This window comes from Nitrosomonas sp. sh817 (assembly GCF_030908545.1).
In the GTDB taxonomy this organism is placed as follows: Bacteria; Pseudomonadota; Gammaproteobacteria; order Burkholderiales; family Nitrosomonadaceae; genus Nitrosomonas.
Window position 1 is genome coordinate 2,778,997 of sequence record NZ_CP133083.1, and the last position, 17,737, is coordinate 2,796,733.

The 17,737-nt window shown below is 48.8% G+C and carries 14 protein-coding genes; 12 read left to right on the plus strand and 2 right to left on the minus strand.

Annotated features, from left to right (window positions below; all coding sequences use genetic code 11):
• Positions 1-58 precede the first annotated feature (58 nt).
• The 4 genes from rpsA to pyrF all read left to right on the plus strand — a co-directional run bounded on the left by rpsA (position 59) and on the right by pyrF (position 3,117).
• Positions 59-1,771: a 30S ribosomal protein S1 gene (gene rpsA / locus RBH92_RS13155; protein WP_307932458.1), complete on the plus strand. Its 1,713-nt coding sequence runs from the start codon at positions 59-61 to the stop codon at positions 1,769-1,771.
• Positions 1,772-1,779: 8 nt separating this feature from the next.
• Positions 1,780-2,070: an integration host factor subunit beta gene (locus RBH92_RS13160; protein ID WP_292924917.1), complete on the plus strand. Its 291-nt coding sequence runs from the start codon at positions 1,780-1,782 to the stop codon at positions 2,068-2,070.
• Between the two features lie 121 nt (positions 2,071-2,191).
• The gene (locus RBH92_RS13165; RefSeq protein WP_307932459.1) at positions 2,192-2,398 is read left to right on the plus strand and encodes a LapA family protein; all 207 of its coding nucleotides are present in this window, start codon (positions 2,192-2,194) and stop codon (positions 2,396-2,398) included.
• A 20-nt stretch (positions 2,399-2,418) separates the two neighbouring features.
• Positions 2,419-3,117, plus strand: a complete 699-nt coding sequence (gene pyrF / locus RBH92_RS13170; RefSeq protein ID WP_307932460.1) for an orotidine-5'-phosphate decarboxylase — start codon at positions 2,419-2,421, stop codon at positions 3,115-3,117.
• A 46-nt stretch (positions 3,118-3,163) separates the two neighbouring features.
• Here pyrF and RBH92_RS13175 read toward each other — a convergent pair whose 3' ends face one another.
• Entirely contained in the window at positions 3,164-4,699 is a 1,536-nt protein-coding gene (locus RBH92_RS13175; protein WP_307932461.1) for a class I SAM-dependent methyltransferase, read from the minus strand.
• Positions 4,700-4,887: 188 nt separating this feature from the next.
• A complete protein-coding gene (locus RBH92_RS13180) occupies positions 4,888-7,272 on the minus strand; it encodes a beta strand repeat-containing protein (protein WP_307932462.1) in 2,385 nt (794 codons plus the stop codon).
• 524 nt (positions 7,273-7,796) lie between these two features.
• Between RBH92_RS13180 and RBH92_RS13185 the strand changes: the two genes are divergently transcribed.
• The 8 genes from RBH92_RS13185 to RBH92_RS13220 all read left to right on the plus strand — a co-directional run bounded on the left by RBH92_RS13185 (position 7,797) and on the right by RBH92_RS13220 (position 17,728).
• Complete coding sequence (locus RBH92_RS13185; RefSeq protein WP_307932463.1) at positions 7,797-8,627, plus strand: ABC transporter permease; 831 nt, start codon at positions 7,797-7,799, stop codon at positions 8,625-8,627.
• Positions 8,617-9,891: an ABC transporter ATP-binding protein gene (locus RBH92_RS13190; protein WP_307933971.1), complete on the plus strand. Its 1,275-nt coding sequence runs from the start codon at positions 8,617-8,619 to the stop codon at positions 9,889-9,891. Before RBH92_RS13185 ends, RBH92_RS13190 begins: the two co-directional genes overlap by 11 nt.
• A 3-nt stretch (positions 9,892-9,894) precedes the next feature.
• Complete coding sequence (locus RBH92_RS13195) at positions 9,895-11,724, plus strand: GNAT family N-acetyltransferase (protein WP_307932464.1); 1,830 nt, start codon at positions 9,895-9,897, stop codon at positions 11,722-11,724.
• 13 nt (positions 11,725-11,737) lie between these two features.
• Positions 11,738-12,919, plus strand: coding sequence for a glycosyltransferase family 4 protein (locus RBH92_RS13200; RefSeq protein ID WP_307932465.1), 1,182 nt, complete (start codon positions 11,738-11,740; stop codon positions 12,917-12,919).
• A complete protein-coding gene (locus RBH92_RS13205) occupies positions 12,885-13,664 on the plus strand; it encodes a PIG-L deacetylase family protein (protein ID WP_307932466.1) in 780 nt (259 codons plus the stop codon). Before RBH92_RS13200 ends, RBH92_RS13205 begins: the two co-directional genes overlap by 35 nt.
• Before the next feature lie 58 nt (positions 13,665-13,722).
• Positions 13,723-14,619 (plus strand): glycosyltransferase family 2 protein, encoded by an 897-nt coding sequence (locus RBH92_RS13210; RefSeq protein ID WP_307932467.1) that lies wholly within the window; start codon positions 13,723-13,725, stop codon positions 14,617-14,619.
• A gap of 83 nt (positions 14,620-14,702) precedes the next feature.
• Positions 14,703-15,755 (plus strand): glycosyltransferase family 2 protein, encoded by a 1,053-nt coding sequence (locus RBH92_RS13215; RefSeq protein WP_307932468.1) that lies wholly within the window; start codon positions 14,703-14,705, stop codon positions 15,753-15,755.
• Positions 15,728-17,728 (plus strand): HAD family hydrolase, encoded by a 2,001-nt coding sequence (locus tag RBH92_RS13220; protein WP_307932469.1) that lies wholly within the window; start codon positions 15,728-15,730, stop codon positions 17,726-17,728. The genes RBH92_RS13215 and RBH92_RS13220 overlap by 28 nt, the downstream gene beginning before the upstream one ends.
• The last annotated feature ends 9 nt before the right edge of the window (positions 17,729-17,737 follow it).

Consider the following 17,737-nt stretch of genomic DNA (forward strand, 5'->3'; position numbering starts at 1 on the left):
ACTAACCCAGCCCGCTGGATATTTTTCCGGCAGGACTGTTTAACTAGGTATTTTACGAATGACTAATGCTTCCCCTGCTACCCAGAAATCCCCCGAAAGTTTTGCTCAACTCTTTGAAGAAAGTCTCACACGCCAGGAAATGCGCATCGGCGAAGTTATCACCGCCGAGGTGGTTCGCGTTGATTACAATATTGTTGTTGTCAATGCAGGCCTTAAATCAGAAAGTTTTATTCCGGTCGAAGAATTCAAAAATGACCGCGGCGAAATTGAAGTAAAACCCGGCGATTTTATCAGTGTCGCCATCGAATCGCTCGAAGATGGTTTTGGAGAAACACGCCTTTCCCGCGACAAGGCAAAACGCCTCACCGCGTGGCATGATTTGGAAGAAGCCATGGAAAGCGGAAAAATCGTGACCGGAATGGTCAATGGCAAGGTGAAGGGCGGCCTGACAGCGATGATTAACGGTATCCGCGCATTTTTGCCAGGCTCGCTAGTCGATATACGTCCGGTAAAAGACACTACGCCTTATGAAAATAAGGAAATGGAATTCAAGGTTATCAAGCTAGACCGTAAACGTAACAACGTGGTCGTGTCACGCCGCGCAGTCTTGGAAGCAACACAGGGCGCCGATCGTGAAACCTTGCTATCGAATCTGCAAGAAGGCGCCATTGTTCATGGAATCGTCAAGAATATTACGGATTACGGTGCATTTGTCGATTTGGGCGGTATTGACGGTCTATTGCATATTACCGATTTAGCATGGCGCCGCGTCAAACATCCTTCCGAGGTTGTTACTATCGGCGATGAAGTCACCGCCAAAGTTCTTAAATTCGATCAAGAAAAGAACCGCGTATCCTTGGGCATGAAGCAACTCACCGAGGACCCTTGGGTTGGATTATCACGCCGTTACCCAGCACGCACCCGCCTGTTTGGAAAAGTTACCAATCTGACCGACTACGGTGCATTCATCGAAATTGAACAGGGCATCGAAGGTTTGGTTCACGTTTCCGAAATGGATTGGACCAACAAAAATGTCTACCCATCCAAGATTGTGCAGCTCGGAGACGAAGTCGAGGTCATGATCCTTGAGATTGATGAAGAACGGCGCCGTATCTCCCTGGGTATGAAACAATGCCAGCAAAATCCATGGGAAGAGTTTGCTGCTGCGCATGAAAAAGGCGACAAGGTTCGCGGACAGATTAAATCGATTACCGATTTCGGCGTATTTATCGGACTCCCCGGCAATATTGACGGTCTGGTGCATTTATCCGATTTATCCTGGAATCAACCTGGCGAAGAAACGGTTCTAAACTACAAGAAAGGCGATGAGGTTGAAGCGATTATCCTATCCATCGACGTCGAAAGAGAGCGGATCTCACTGGGTATCAAACAGATGGAAGGTGATCCATTTACCAGTTTTGTCGCGGAACATGACAAAAACAGCATCATTGAAGGCACGGTAAAATCCATTGATGCGAAAGGCGCTGTCATTGCTTTAACCGATGAAGTGGAAGGATACTTGCGCGCTTCCGAAGTCTCGCGCGATCGCGTTGAAGATATCCGCACCCATTTGAAGGAAGGCGATAAGGTTGAAACCATGATTATCAACGTCGACCGCAAGAATCGGACGATCAATCTCTCGATCAAAGCAAAAGATAAGTCAGACGAAACCAGCGCTATGCAAAAAATTAAAGCGCCGACTAACGCTGGAACAACCAGCCTGGGTGCGCTTCTAAAAGCTAAAATGGATAGCAAAAGTACTGAGCAATAAGGAATTTTATGACAAAATCTGAATTGATTTCTCGACTTGCGGCACGTTTTCCGCAGCTTGTGACTAAAGATGCCGAACTTTCCGTTAAAACGATTATCGATGCCATGGCCAGAAGCTTGGCCAAGGGCGAGCGAATCGAGATCCGGGGTTTTGGAAGCTTTGATCTGAATTACCGGCCGCCACGCGTCGGCCGTAATCCTAAGTCAGGCGAGAAAGTTAAAGTACCGGAAAAATATGTTCCGCATTTCAAAGCTGGCAAAGAAATGCGCGAACGTGTTGATTTTAAAGATAAGAAGTAGATTTACTTTCTAATCACGAGAAATTGCTTGATTTCGCTTGCAATCCCTCGTGATTAGTTACTTGTATAAACTGCTTTTAGTTTTTTATCATAATCAATAACTTGTATGGATTATTCTTATCATGATGAAACTAATCACATGGCTTTCACGCATTTTTATTTTTGTAGCGCTTGCGGTCTTTGCTTCTAATAACACGCAGCTTATTACGTTGCAATACTACTTCGACAAATCAATAGAACTTCCTTTAAGTGTTGCTTTGCTGATCTTCTTTGCTGCGGGTGCGCTCATTGCGGCGGTTGTGGTTCGATGCCGTTGCCATACTGATTAAAAACATTCTCCTACTCTTGCATGCCTGAATCACGCATCATTGTTGCACTGGATTATTCGAATGAAACCGATGCGTGGCACTTAATCAACAAATTAGAGCCGCAACTGTGCCGGTTAAAAGTCGGCAAGGAACTGTTCACGATTGCAGGTCCGCGCTTTGTTGAAAAACTCGTATCCACAGGGTACGACGTTTTCCTTGATTTGAAATTCCACGATATCCCCAATACTGTTGCGCAGGCATGCAAAGCTGCCGCGGGTCTCGGCGTATGGATGCTCAATGTTCATGCCCTAGGCGGGCGGAAAATGATGCTGGCGGCACGTGATGCGATCCAGACTACTTCAACGAAATTAATCGCGGTCACTTTACTGACAAGTCTGGATAAGGAAGACCTTGCAGAAATCGGCTTGCCGGGCCAGCCAGCCGATATCGTTCAACGCTTGGCGCACTTAGCGTATGACTGCGGAATGGATGGCGTTGTTTGCTCTGCTCAAGAGGCCATTCAGCTTCGGCAAACATTGGGACATAGTTTTTGCTTGGTTACACCTGGAATACGGCCTGCGGATGCTCATTCCGGCGATCAGAAACGTATCACAACCCCCGCTCAGGCCATTATCAATGGCGCACATTACTTGGTAATCGGCCGGCCAATCACGCAAGCGCAAGACCCGGTGCTCACATGTGAGCGATTGAATGCTGAAATCGCTATTTTACAATCGTAATATCTGTATCTGCTGCATTATTGCCACAAACTTCAAGCTGATCTGATCACACTATTTGCAACACTCTCAATATCGGTAATTGTTTCTCTAGAAATTTCTCTGCTTGTTCTTTCAATTCTTGGATATTGTCATGATCCGTTTCAAGTGTTTTTCCTTGCTTGATAATTTTCTGACCTTGTCCCGCCAGTATCTGCCAAGCAAATTGCACGCAGTCATCGGCATTTTTCTTGCCTTTACTCATCGCAAGCAGAAATAACTGCTGAAATCGCCCTATCGCGACACCGCCGCCAGTCACCGGACTCGCTAAACATGCGATATCACCTGAACTTGCGGATTTCTTCAAAAGGAATTGATTCAATTTATCGGTTTGTTTCTTTGCCCGGCTGATTTCACTGTCTTCCTGAACTAATGACAATTGTCCGGAGCCAGTCAATATCATGACAGCTTGAACGATCTGCGCAAGCGTGATTTGCCGGCCTTGCAAGGTCTGTTCCAGTTGACCAACCGTTTTAATCTTATAGTCTGCTAGCACATCCAGAATGGGACCATATACAGCTTCGCTGAGCGTTGCCTGACCCAGTGCGCCCGTTACTTTCATTTCCGCTTCTGAGCGATGAACCGTTAATACTATCCGAAGCTCGCGATTCCTTTCGATCTGCTCTAGTTTTGAAATACTACAGCTGCCTTTCACCCAGTAATCCCGGCGGAATTGCTGATTAACAATAAAATCTCTTACACTCTCCCGAAACATCGCATCAGGAATTTCCTTTAATAAATTCTGCTGCGCCTCGGTCAAATTGATGATATCGATATGGTCGATTGGGTTTACGGAGCATGCAAAGTTTAATTTTGCCGGTGCAAGCCATTCCATCATGGTTGCGAAGTGAATCGGGTGCCAATCGCGATTAAAATACTCATGAGCCAGATAATGCCGGTTCTGCGCCTTTACTTTCTTCACTCTCTCAGCAATTTGCGGATTAATTTTCGAATATATCGGATTTACCGCTAATAACCTTTCAGAAAAATCCAGCGCACCATTGATGCGATTGACAATCCCGTGACCTTCAGCACCCAGTGTTTTTGCATGCTCAGTCCATAAGTGACGAACTGGCAAAAACGGCGACCAGCCGGGCAAAGTGTTATAGCTGATGTATAACACGCCGCCGACCTTTAATTTTCTTTTAATAAAATCGACGATTATCGTCCTGTTTTCGTCATTGATCCAACTCCAGATACCGTGCACCCCTATGAAATCGAATTCCGGCAGATCTGTGCGCACAGCGAATTCACTAAAACTGTCATCATAAAGTCTTACACCGGCTCCTGAAACCTCTCCCAATTCTTTGGCAAATACAACCTGGGATGGATTGAAATCGGTGCCATACCACTCGATCTGGGAAGCAGCCGCATGGGCGTTAATACTTAATCCTTGCCCAAACCCTAGCTCGCATGCAGTATTAATTTTTGGGAACTTAAGTCCTGCATGAGTGAATAGTTGCTTGATGCGCAATGGATTAAGTTCGGAATAATATCCATAGGTATAACCTATATCTGCTACATAGCCACCGGTCCAGTCATTCATAACGCTTTATTCTGAAAATTGATATTTGATTCTCACGTCGAATTGATGCACTCGAAATTCCTTGGTTCAGTACTTCCGCACCTTTGAGCATCACGATTTCTTCGCGCAAAAAAAAAACAAAGGCCAAATCAAAATTGATTTGGCCTTTGTAGTTACAAACTTAAAACTGCTAAGTTCGTTTTTTTCCCTTACGCTACTACTGTGAATACCAGCTGATCAGTAGATGCGTTGTAGATTAACGTATCATTGGTACCTGTACCGGTAATCGTCAATTGATAGTCATCTGCTGCTGCATACGAACCGTCACCGTTCAAGTCAATTTGAAGGGTCAATGTACCACCCGCTTGTGAAGCAGCGATATTGGTGGTAGCACTAAGCGTTGTAGCTGTAATTCCATCATAAACATTGACATTTGCACTAGTTGCTGACAGCACCGTTCCGCCGCTCTTCAACAATGCTTCCAATGCAGCGGTGAAGTCGATCGTTACGGTATCGCCTGCCGCTACGCCGGTCAAAGTCAGTGTTGAAGAATCGCCTGCTTTAATATCACCGGCATTCAATGCGGTTGCACCGTACTTCAGAGTATGCGCGGAAGTACCACCACCAGCGACTGTGACGGTATCCGAGCCACCACCTAGATACAAAGTTGAAGTGATGGTAGCAGCATTATCGATGTCGATAGTATCATCACCACCGGTAGTTTTTACCAGCAGAGAAGTCATCGTTGATAAACTAGTATCGATAAATACAGCCGCGTCGTTAGTCAAACCAGACGCATCAATTTCAGTCGGATTGGTACTGGCCGCTGTTACTAATCTTAATGCCTCGTTACCTGTGATCACAACTTTTTCAGAATCAGTTGCAGTCAGTGTCACCGAATTCTCTTCCGCGCCACCCACGGTTTTGGTCGAAGAACCGTCACCGATCGATTTCAGATTAATCACGTCAGCATTTGCAAATACCAGCGAGGTTACATCGATACCGTCAGCGGCTTTTGTTACACTGTTATCCAGTGAAATGGTTGTGGTATCGCTGGTACCGCCCGATACGAAATCGCTTGCGGTCAGTGTCAATGTCGTTGGTGCATCACCGTTGATAGTGATATTACCGGTAGTAGCAGCATTGATATTTGAAACAGTTGCTGCACCGCCAGTTTCGCTAATCACCAAGCCTGTAATGGTGTTTTTAGCGCCAATGATTGACAGATTGTAAGTTGTCGCATCGGCTCCGGCCACCTCGAATATTTCGAAGCCGGTGATACCAACCACTTCAGCCGCGGTATCCACGGTATCCGCGTCAGACACGCTCAATGTGTCGGTGCCGTCACCGCCGGTCAGAACATCTTTCGCATCGATTGTTGCACCCATTACAATCTTGTCATTACCTTTACCGCCGGTAAAGGTCAGATCAGACGCGCCCAAACCGCTGATTGTCACGTCACCGGTAGCAGTTCCTGCGTTAATGGTTTTAACCGTCGTCAATGCATGCTGCAAATCCAGCGCTTTACTGCCAGCAATATTGATGGTTGCCAGTTTTCCACCTGCATCGGTCAATGTCACATAACTGTCGTTTCCGGAAGCCGTTAGGTCCAATTGAGTTACTGCGGTTCCTGTCAGTGCAACAGTTGCGTCAGTCGTTTTACTACCTGCTTTATCTAGCGTCACTGCCAAGGTGGTTGGATCGTTGCCTGCGATAGTCGCTGTCGTACCGCCTGCTTGATTGGTCAGCTTGATCGCCTGGCTTGCACCAACCGTTAAGGTTTGGGTACCGAAACCATCGACTTCAATCGAGGTCACATCCGATTTAGCTGAAAAATCGATGTTACCGCCCGGCGCATTGTAGTAAACGTTTTCAATGCCTGAAATATTAGGAACAGTAGCAGTTCCGTAGATTTTCAGTATGTCGGTTCCCGTTCCGCCAACCAAGGTATCGCCTGCGGATGCTGAAACGTTATCGCCAATAAACACATCGTTACCGGAAGAGCCTGTGAATGCATCGGTTGTGTTTGTCAGCGTGAATGTTTTGCCAACGGTTGAGCCGCTGCCTTCCAGAATATTTGCCACATCTTCATCGGTATAAGGCGCCGTGCCGGTTACATTGCTCAAAACCTTTTGCAACGTATCCAGATCAGATGCTGAACTGGTTTTTGAATAAGCTGCAGAAACTAATGCTTTGTTATCCAGCAACGTTTTAGCTTCAGTAAAAGCCGTATCGGTAGTTGTCGACAGGAAAGTCACCGCATCATAAACGATAGCACCGAAGCCATCCCCAGCTTCGATACGATCATGAAAATAATCATGCGCTTGGGCGCCTGCGCTTGCCGCATCATCGCTATCGGTCAGACCGAAATTTTTCATCAGAACATCAACTTGATCTTCAACAGTCACTTTACCGGCCAGAATGCCTGTGGTAAACAATGGCAGAGCAGCATATGCATTTGATAATTGCTGGGTTGTGCCACCGTTTGAAACAAAATTTGCCAGCTCGGACAGATTGCTACCGCCCGGTGCTGCATTGAATAAGCCTGCAACAATTTTCAGAATTTCGGTTTGTTGTGCACTCGTAATAGCCATGGGAGCTCCCTTGATAAAAAATTAAAAATAATTACGAAAGTAAATTACTTGCAAGTTTTTCACTTTTCACTATGTCTCTTTGTAACCTCTGTGAAAACCAGCAATTTGCCTAGCAGAAATTACCACAAAAGCCAAGTTAAAGTGCATTCTGCCCAAAACAATCTTTCAATGCAAGTCTGCTACGGAAGTTTTCTCTAGGATTGTTGCTTATTTGCAACATTTCTCGTGAATAATAACAGCCATGATTTTAGGTCATTAATCTAAAAAGCCAGTAACGCGGATAATTTTTTCAACTTGAATTGCAAATCCCTGCTACCGGCACTTATTAAAATATGGTAGATAACAACATCAAAGGCGCTATTGCTGACAACATTCGCGTTTCATAATTGGTCAGGCATTATACAATATAATACTTATAGCTTGACCATTATCAGCGAACTCAACTCGTGAACGTTTATCGATTATTATTTTTCGCTTAGGTCTTAGTCTTAGAAAGCACACTGTTATTTTCCTTATTCAATTTCTTGCATCCGTCCAAACTCAACTATCCGAGTAATTTCTCCAACCTGTGGCAGCACAGCCCGTTGATCGCGCAAATGATCAAACGGGAGATCGTTGCCCGGTACCGGGGTTCTTTTCTGGGAATATTATGGTCATTCATCAATCCCATTTTGATGCTCGCTATTTACACGTTTGTTTTTGGTGTTGTATTTAAGGTGCGGCTTGACCCCCAGAACAATGATTTTTACGAAGATAAATTCACCTTTGCGCTTCTTTTATTCACCGGTCTGATTCTCTTTAACTTATTTTCGGAATGCTTGTCGCGCGCACCCGGATTGATACTCGCCAACGTAAACTATGTGAAGAAAGTCATTTTTCCGCTGGAAATTCTGCCGCTGGTAGCGCTAGGATCAGCCTTGTTTCATGCCGGTATCAGCTTTCTGGTATTGATTAGCTTTTTATTGATCATCAATCACCCGCTTCATTTAACCATGCTGCTGCTACCCATCATTGTGCTGCCGTTTGTTTTACTCACGCTGGGATTATCCTGGATGCTCACCTCCATTGGTGTATTTGTACGCGATATTGGTCAATTTATCGGCTTGCTTTTAACCATGCTGTTATTTCTGAGTCCGATCTTTTATCCTGCATCGGCACTGCCGGAATCCATCCGCGATTATTTATTTCTCAATCCATTGACATTTATTATCGAGCAAGCGAGAAGCGTCATTCTCTACGGTCAAATGCCGGATTGGATGGGTCTGATCGTATATTACGCGCTGGCTGCATTCATTGCATGGATGGGATTAACCTGGTTTCATAAAACCCGGAAAGGTTTTGCAGATGTCCTTTGATGCCATTAATTCCGAACCGGCGATAAAAGCCGTCAACTTATCGAAGTGCTATCAACTGTATCAGCACCCGAAAGACCGGTTGAAACAATTTTTATGGCCTCACCAGTGGTTAGGGCCGCGGCTGTTTTTCCGGGAATTGCGGGCACTGCATGGAATCGATTTAACCATTATGCCGGGTGAAGTGGTCGGTATCGTCGGGCAGAACGGCTCCGGCAAGTCCACTTTGCTGCAATTGGTTTGCGGCACTTTAACGCCCACCAGCGGCGAAGTCCGGGTCAATGGCCGGATTGCCGCGCTATTGGAGCTTGGCGCCGGCTTCAATCCGGAATTTAGCGGACGTGAAAACATTCTGATGAGCTCGGCGATTATGGGATTGAGTCAAGCGGAAATTGCCGCCCGCATCGATGACATCATTGATTTCTCGGGTGTCCGGGACTTTATCGACCAGCCGGTCAAAACCTATTCCAGCGGCATGTATGTGCGCCTGGCTTTTTCCGTCGCGATTAACGTTGACCCCGACATTCTGGTGATTGATGAAGCCTTATCCGTCGGCGACGGCGCCTTCGCCCGCAAATCATTTGCGCGTATCATGCAAATGCGCGACGCAGGAAAAACCATCTTGTTTTGCTCGCATTCGTTATTCCAGGTGGAATCGTTGTGCTCCCGGACGATCTGGATTAATCACGGCCGCATGATGATGGACGGAGAATCAGCCGGAGTCGTAACCGCCTATCAAGCATTTCTTGACAAGAACAGCAATGCAACGAATACAGTGCCTGATACTATTACCAATACCAATCAAACTGTTGCGCCGGAAAGTCATGAACATCCTTCCGGCACCGCCCGGCTGTTAAAAGTAAAACTGCAAGAGAATAATGCGAATGTGCAGCATGCTATTATCATGAGCGGCGAATCCAGCGTTCGGGTATCGGTTGCCTTTGCTTCCGATCCGCTGTTGCCTTGCCCCAATGTCGCAATGACGCTGCAAACGCCGGATGGGCGCACGATTACCAGCGCGGCAACGTGGGAAGATCAATTCATCCTGCAACGGACAGCGGAAGGAAAGGGCGAAGTCAGCCTTAAACTAGACAAAATACCGTTACTTAAAGGTGATTATCTGATTAATATCTATCTGATGTGTGAACGCGGTTTGCACATTTATGATACAGCGGTTGCGGCAGCCACGCTTCAGATCAAACAATCAGGCCGCTTACAGGGTTATTTCTCGATCCCGCACCGATGGGAAAATACGCTTGATGGCTAAAGTATGACGAAATCTCTAGAACACCAGCTCATGAAACCGGATATGCAACTATACCGGCACGCGGATCACCGGGTATCCGCAAGCGCAGCTCCGCCGCCGCACAGGAATCTTGCTTTTCCGTTTAACGTTTATGCGCACGCCCGGATGCTGCAGGAAGGTGAATCCGCCGGTTTTCATCACGCCCCGTTCCCGGATGGCACACGCTTTTCTCCAGTTACGCAACGGGAATTCGCGGACTTGATTTTGACCAAACTTCCGCCGCCTCCCGGACAGATTCTGGAAATCGGTAGCAGCAGTTCAGACGCCGCTCTTTCATGGTTAAGCCAACGCGGTTACACCGTTCAAAGCATCACTGCCGCTACCCGGGCGATGGCTTATGTTCAAGATGCATCAAGCGCGGACAACCTCGTCACCAACCACGAACTGGAAACTTATAGAGCCGAACCGGAAAGCTTCATGGCCATTCTGCTTAAGGACTCGGCACAAACCATCGAACCACTGGCAATTTTCAACAAAGCACAAGATTTACTGGCGCCATCCGGGCACTTGCTTTTGATGGATGAGTTCCTGCTGAAGAACGATGCAACCTTACGCAACCCCGCGAATCTTCACTACCTGGATCATATGATCACGTTGGCTGGCCGGTTCGGTTTCGAGCTTATCGAACACACGGATCTATCCGCTTTAGCCGCACCGGCAGTGGATTACCGTCTGCAAATCATCGCCACGCACCGGCAACGGCTAATCAAGGATCTGTCGCTGAGTCACGAACAACTTGCGCAACTCGAACAATCCAACCGGGTTTTCCGCGACCTGTACCGCAACCAGCAAGCCGGTTATGCGCTGCTGCTGTTCAGAAAGAAAACCCAACCCAAATGGCGCCTGCAACTGCTGAAAAAAAATCAGCTCCCGGCACTGTTTGATCTGTTCAGAAAAACCTTCAATCACGACATGACACCGGCAGTCTGGCATTGGAAATACAACACTCTCCCAGGACGGGAGATCGGGGTCTGGCGGGAACATCAATTAATCGCGCATTATGGCGGCATCGCAAGAAAGATTCTTTTTTTCGGTCAACCGCAAACTGCTGTGCAAATCGGCGATGTCATGGTGGATAGCAGTGAACGCGGCACATTGACGAAAAAAGGGCCCTTCTTTCTGATGGCCGCAACTTTCCTGGAACGTTACATTGGTTACAACAAACCTTATCTATTGGGATTCGGTTTTCCAAACGAACGGGCGATGAAAGTTGCGGAGCGCTATGGACTGTACGCGGAAGTCGGAAGAATGGTCGAATTCTCCTGGGATCCGCTGCCCAAATGGCCACGCATCAAATCCCGGTTATATGCGGTTGACCGGACCGGCGATGACTACGCCGCTGCCGCTGCCGGTCACTGCTGGCGGAAAATGGCGCAAGATTTATCCGGATCCCTCGTCGGCATTCGCGATTGGTCTTACTTGCAGCACCGTTACCTGAATCACCCCTCGAATCACTACCAAATCGTACTGGTAAAAAGCCGCTTTGGCGGCAAAGCGCGTGGAATTATCGTGTTGCGTCATGATTCCAATGGCTGCGAAGTGGTCGATCTGGTGGCAGCGCTCCGAGAAATCCCCGAATTGATTCTGCACGCCAGGCGGCTGGCAGGCATTAACGGCCATCAGCGGCTTTATTGCAAAATAACCGAAAATTTTGCAGCGCATTTCGCTGCTACCGGCGGCATCCAGCAAGCGCTGGATTTCCGTATTCCGGCCAGCATCTGGGATTGCGCGCCGGCCATCGAATTGCTGCGCGACCGCTGGTGGCTGATGTCCGGCGATATGGATTTCCGTTAAATAATCCATCTTCATGAAAATTCTCATGGTTACCCGCGAAACACGGGCCGATCAGCGTTACGGCCTTGGCCGCAGCCTTGCGCCGCTGCTTGAAGAACTCCGCCGCCGCGGTATTGCCGCCGACTATCTTTGCCAGGCCGATTTAGGGCAACGCGCCTTATTTTGGCAGCACCGTTGCCATTCCATTGGTTCATTCCTGCTGAGTAAATGGCCTGCCCGCACTAATTTCTCAGCGTTGCTGCAAGTGCTGCTGGAGCGGCTCAACATGGGCCGCCTCGCCGCCAAGCTTTCGGTTTCGCAGCAATATACGCATGTGCATTGTCACGACCCTTTGATCGCCGCAGGCTTGCGTTTTTTTTTGCATTTTCACCGCAACCGCTCCATCGCCTGGGGCGTCACCGAGCATGGCTTCGGCTGCTATGCGCAAGCAATCCACGAAGACGGCGTTCACATGAGCCGGCCAATCATGCGCATCATGCGCCGCTGGGAAGCATGCACATTGCTCGCCGCATCCTGGGTGATCGCGCCGACCCGCCGGTGTCTGAATCAGATCGCCGGTGACTTGAAAATTACCCCGCTTCCTGAAAACTGGCACTCCATCGTTCATGCACGTCCTTCGCTTAATCTCTATAGCCGCCAGGAAGCGCGGCAGCGGCTGGGCTGGAACGACACGGCTATTTACATTCTCAGCGTTGGCCGTATCGCGCCGGTGAAACAATTTCCCATGCTCATCGAAGCGTGCTCCCAATTGATTCTGGAAAAAGATTTGCAACTGGTCATCCTCGGCGAAGGCGATCACCGCCTATTGCAGCAGCAAGCGCGGCAACTGCGATTCCAGCGTGAAATCCTGTTCGCGGTTACCGGCGATATCGGTTTATATCTTTGCGCCGCCGACTTGTATGTCAGCGCTTCGGCGTCGGAATCGTTCGGCCTGGCCAATCTGGAAGCATTGACCGCAGGCGCTGCCGCAGTGTGCACAGCCGTTGGCGGTGTACCGGAAGTTACCGGTGATGGCGCATTATTATCCGCACCCGATACCGGCGCGCTTGCAGAAGCGATGCAGCGCATGTTAAATGATGCTCAACTGCGTCAAAGAATTGTTCAAAAAGGCCGGGCAAGAGCTGAGGCGTGGCCCGATATCGCTAAAATCACCGATCACTATGAAACAATTTATCGCCAAGCTGCAGCAGGCTAAAATCGCCCGTTTGGATCTCTGCCCCTTGCCGGCCCCGCTCACCCCGATTGAGCATGGCGCTGTGCTTGTTTTCGCACCGCATCCGGATGATGAAACGCTGGGTTGCGGCGGCACTCTGGCATTGCTACGGCAGAAACAATGTAAGATAAAAGTTGTTTTCGTCACCGACGGCGCTGGCGCCGGCAGCCTTAGTGCCGATGCTCCCGCCATCCGCCGCAAGGAGGCCATTGCCGCCTTGTCAGTGCTTGGAATCGACGACATTGAATTCCTCGATGAACCGGATGGCAGCTTCCGCAATTCATCCGGTTTTGAGAAAAAAGTCGGGCAATTGTTGCAGCAATTCCAACCGGATTGGCTGTTCGTGCCTTCGGTATTGGATTACCACCGCGACCATGTCGCCATCGGCCAAGCCGTTCTTTCTTGCTGGCAGAACCGGAAGATGCCGGGTCGCGCGTTCATTTACGAAATCTGGTGCCCGCTTCCCGCCACCCATGTCATCGACATCGGCAGCGTAATCGACATCAAGAAACAAGCGATTTCCTGCTACGCCTTACCGCTGGCGCATTGCGATTATCTCTCCGCCAGTTTGGGATTAGCCAGCTACCGGGGTCTTTATTTGCCTGGCAAGCGAGACGGTAATTATGCCGAAGCTTTTACCGAAGTGGAAAAGCATGCCGCTTTTGGAGGCTTGTTGCAAAAAATGCTAAACTTGCGGCTCTATCTTGAAAACCTATTGAAGCGTTAAACTTGACTTACTTCTTGAGTTTAAGTTTTTCTATCCAAACTGATTCCGGAATTCCAGGATGCCTGTAGAAAACAGTGCTGTGTACCCGCTTGTAAGTGTCATCATCCGCAGCATGGATCGCCCGACATTGACCGAAGCGGTCGATTCTGTCGCTGCGCAAACCTATCCGAATATTGAAGTTGTGATTGTCAATGCCAAAGGCAAGAATCATCGCGCGTTGAATACTGAATGCGGCAATCACCCGATACGGATAGCGGGTAATCAGGAATCGATGAATCGCTGCCAGGCTGCCAACATCGGATTGCACGCCGCTAGAGGCGATTACCTGATTTTTCTCGACGATGACGATTGGTTTTTGCCGCATCATATTGAAAAATTACAGCAAACCCTTTCTGCTCATGAAGCTGCCATTGCCGCTTACGCCGGAATACAGTGTGTCAATGAAATTGGTGAAGAAGTCCGCCGTTACGCCGAGCAATTTGATCCGGTCCAATTAAGAATTGAAAATTTCATTCCCATTCATGCCGTCCTATTCAAACGCCAGGCTCTGGACAACGGCGCTCACTTTGATGTTGCTCTGGATCTATGCGAAGATTGGGACTTCTGGCTACAATTAGCGGAGCTGGGGGATTTTCAGTTTGTTCCGGAAATCGGCGCGGTTTATCGCTTCCAGAAGGGTGAAGGTTCCGGTATACGAGACAACAAGGTTCATACCCGGCAAGTGATGATTGCTATTTACAGAAAATGGATCCCGCGCTGGAGCGATGGCACATTAGGGTCAGTCCTGGAATACGCGCGTTACCATAAAATCGCTATTGCCAAAGAACATGCACTATTGCAACTCCAGCAGACAATCGCCGAGCGCGATCATCAAATTGCGGCATTGAGGAACTCCACCAGCTGGCGTATCACCCAGCCGATGCGCGCTATCAGCGCATTCTTCAAAAACCTATGATCCGATTATGATGCTATCCGCGAAAATAAAACCGATTCTTTCAACATGCTTCCAAACGACTCTCCGCAATTGATAAAGGAACCATGATAGACACCGAAGTACTCAACTTAGACGCAACCGTCGGCATCATCACACGCACAAAAGACCGGCCTGTACTATTAAAACGCGCCTTGGAAAGCGTTATCCATCAAAGTTACGAAGACTGGCGATTGGTAATCGTCAACGATGGCGGCGATCCTGCAACGGTTGACCGGCTTGTAAATCACTATGCGCCACAATTCCGCGGCCGGGTATCGATCATTCACAACCCGGTTTCTCTCGGCATGGAGGCCGCCAGTAACAAAGGCATACAATCGGTTAGAACCCGTTACTTGGCGATCCATGACGATGACGACAGCTGGGCGCCGGAATTTCTGACCATCGCGGTTGCGGAAATCGAACAAATCCGCCAAAAATTTCCGCAAGTCGCCGGTGTCATAGCCCTGGCAAATGCAATTTACGAGCGTGTCGAGGGCAATATTGTTCACATCGACAGAACCGAACCCTATTGGACTTCCGCAAAACGCGGTTTCGTATCTTTGAGCGAGTTACTGGCTGACAATCAGTTTGCGCCAATTCAATTACTGTTCCGCTATGATGCAGCAGAAGCAATCGGCTTTTTTCGAGCGGATTTGCCCGTCCTCGGTGATTGGGATTTCAACATTCGTTTGTTATCGCGCCATGACATTTTCATCATCCCGCAATTTCTGGCGTTTTATCATCACCGGATTACGGATCAGAGCGGATACGGCAACACCATCCACGCTGGTAAGAGTCAGCATGAATTGTACGCCAAGATGCTTAAAAACGAATGGTTGCGGCAAGACATCCAGGACCGGCGATTTGGTATCGGGATGATGATCGCCTTGCAGCAAACAATGCACGCCACCGCGAATACCTCACAACCACACCCTCAGCCTATTGTATCCAGCCCTGCTGTGCGGCTGCTGCGCATCTTCAAGCTGATCAGATTGTGGTTGTCATCCGGCCAAAAAATCGCCACCATTAAAAAGTTTTTCCAAATCCTGCTTTCCGGCGGTATCCGCAATACAATTCAGCATATCAAGGCGTGGTATCTCAGCCGGGGCGGCAATTAATGGTGTTTTCCAAGGATCGATCGCGCATGGATAATGACGAATTACTCAGACATTACTCGGCCAGATTAACGGAATTCAAGATCGTTTCGTTCGATATCTTCGACACGCTGATCCACCGTACCGTCCATCGGCCAACAGATCTATTCGACACCGTTGCAGCCAGATTGCGGCACAATGAATTCGGCTTAATGAATCCGGAAATAGCGAGCAATTTTGCACATAAGAGAATCGCAGCGGAAACCGAAGCGCGGGAACGGTTAGTAGCAGCACAGGGCACACCGGAAGTCGGATTACAGGAAATCTATGACGTCCTTGCGGAGCATCTCGAATTATCACCTGAGCAACGGCAATATCTGATCGAGCAGGAACTGGCACTGGAAGAACAATTGTGCCACCCGAATCCGGTCATGCAACTGCTTTTCCCATTGGCCGGGCAAAACGGCCGACACGTCGCGTTGTGCTCGGATATGTATCTTCCGCCTGATTTCATCGAAAAGCTACTGACCAAGTGCGGTTATATTAAGCCCTACACCTTGCTGGTTTCCGGAGATCAGCGCAAAAGCAAGCACGAAGGATCCATGTATCACGAAGTGCTGAAGCATTTTTCCGTGCAACCGCCTGATGTGATTCACTTCGGTGACAATGCCCATGCGGATGTTAAGATTGCCAAAAAAATCGGTATTCAACCCGAGTTTTTCAATTATCTGCAAGACCGTGTCGAGCCCCGGCTCCGGGTCCCGCTGCAGAAACCCGCGGCGGATAGCCATGTATGGTCGCTGATGACGGGTTCGATCCGCCGGCAGCTCATGGATAAGACATACGGCTTCTGGGAAGACATCGGACTACAAGTATTCGGCCCGCTCATTCTTGGAAAAATCTTATGGATGACACAATTGGCGCGCCGGCATCGCATCGAACGCATGCTGTTTTTCGCCCGCGATGCGTTCTTGCTGCACAATGTCTTTCAGCGCTACCCGGAACTGCTCGGTCCGCAAGTCGAGCTGAAATACTGTTATTTCTCCCGGGCTGCATTACTGCTTCCCAGCTTTGTCGACATGCCGGTCGATCGTGTCCGGCATCTGTTCAGCGGCCGGGCCACGCGTACGGTCGGGTATCATCTCAACAAGCTGGGCATTAACCCGCATTTATTCATGGCTCAAATCCAGCGATCCGGTTTCCGCTCGATCGATGAAATGGTCCCGAATGGCGACACGCGCATGTTTAATCTGTTAAATTCACTATGGCCGCATATTTTGCTCGAAGCCAAAAGAAAGCGATCGCTGCCACAGCGCTATGTTGCCGGATTGGCGCAAGGAGTCACGCGTCTAGGCATTGTCGACATCGGTTGGACCGGCAACATGCAAGGAGGATTTTCACGGCTGCTGCAGCTTATGCGGACGGATTTTCAAATTAATGGCTATTATCTGGGAACATTCGAAATGTTGAATCAAAACTATTTGCCGAGAAATGTATATCAAGGCTACCTGGTCAACGAGAATGAGCCATTGAAATTATCCGACAGCCTGATCAACGGTGGCGTGGAACTGCTCGAGTTTGCTTTGATGGCGCCTCACGGCACGACTCTCGGTTACCGCGAGCAAGATGACCAAATTGTTCCGGTGCTGGAAAACAACAAAGCGGATCAAGCGATTCAGGAATTGTCCCAGCGCGTGCAAAGCGGCGCATTGGATTTCATCGATCAAGTGTTGCCACAGGTTCTGGCAATCGGCATCGATAGTTTTGTTTCCCAGCGATGGGCCGACCCATTCTTCCGTTTGGTCAACAATCCATCCCGGGAGGAAGCCAACCTGCTCGGCGAGTTGACGCACTCCGATACCGCATCGGATACCAGTAAACGCTTATATATCGCGGAAAAGCTGCCCGACACTATTATCCGCAAACGCGGCCAGGAATATCGCGAGGCGCGGCAGCGCGCTTACTGGAAAAAAGCATTCGACCTGCGTAATGCATGAAGCCACGCT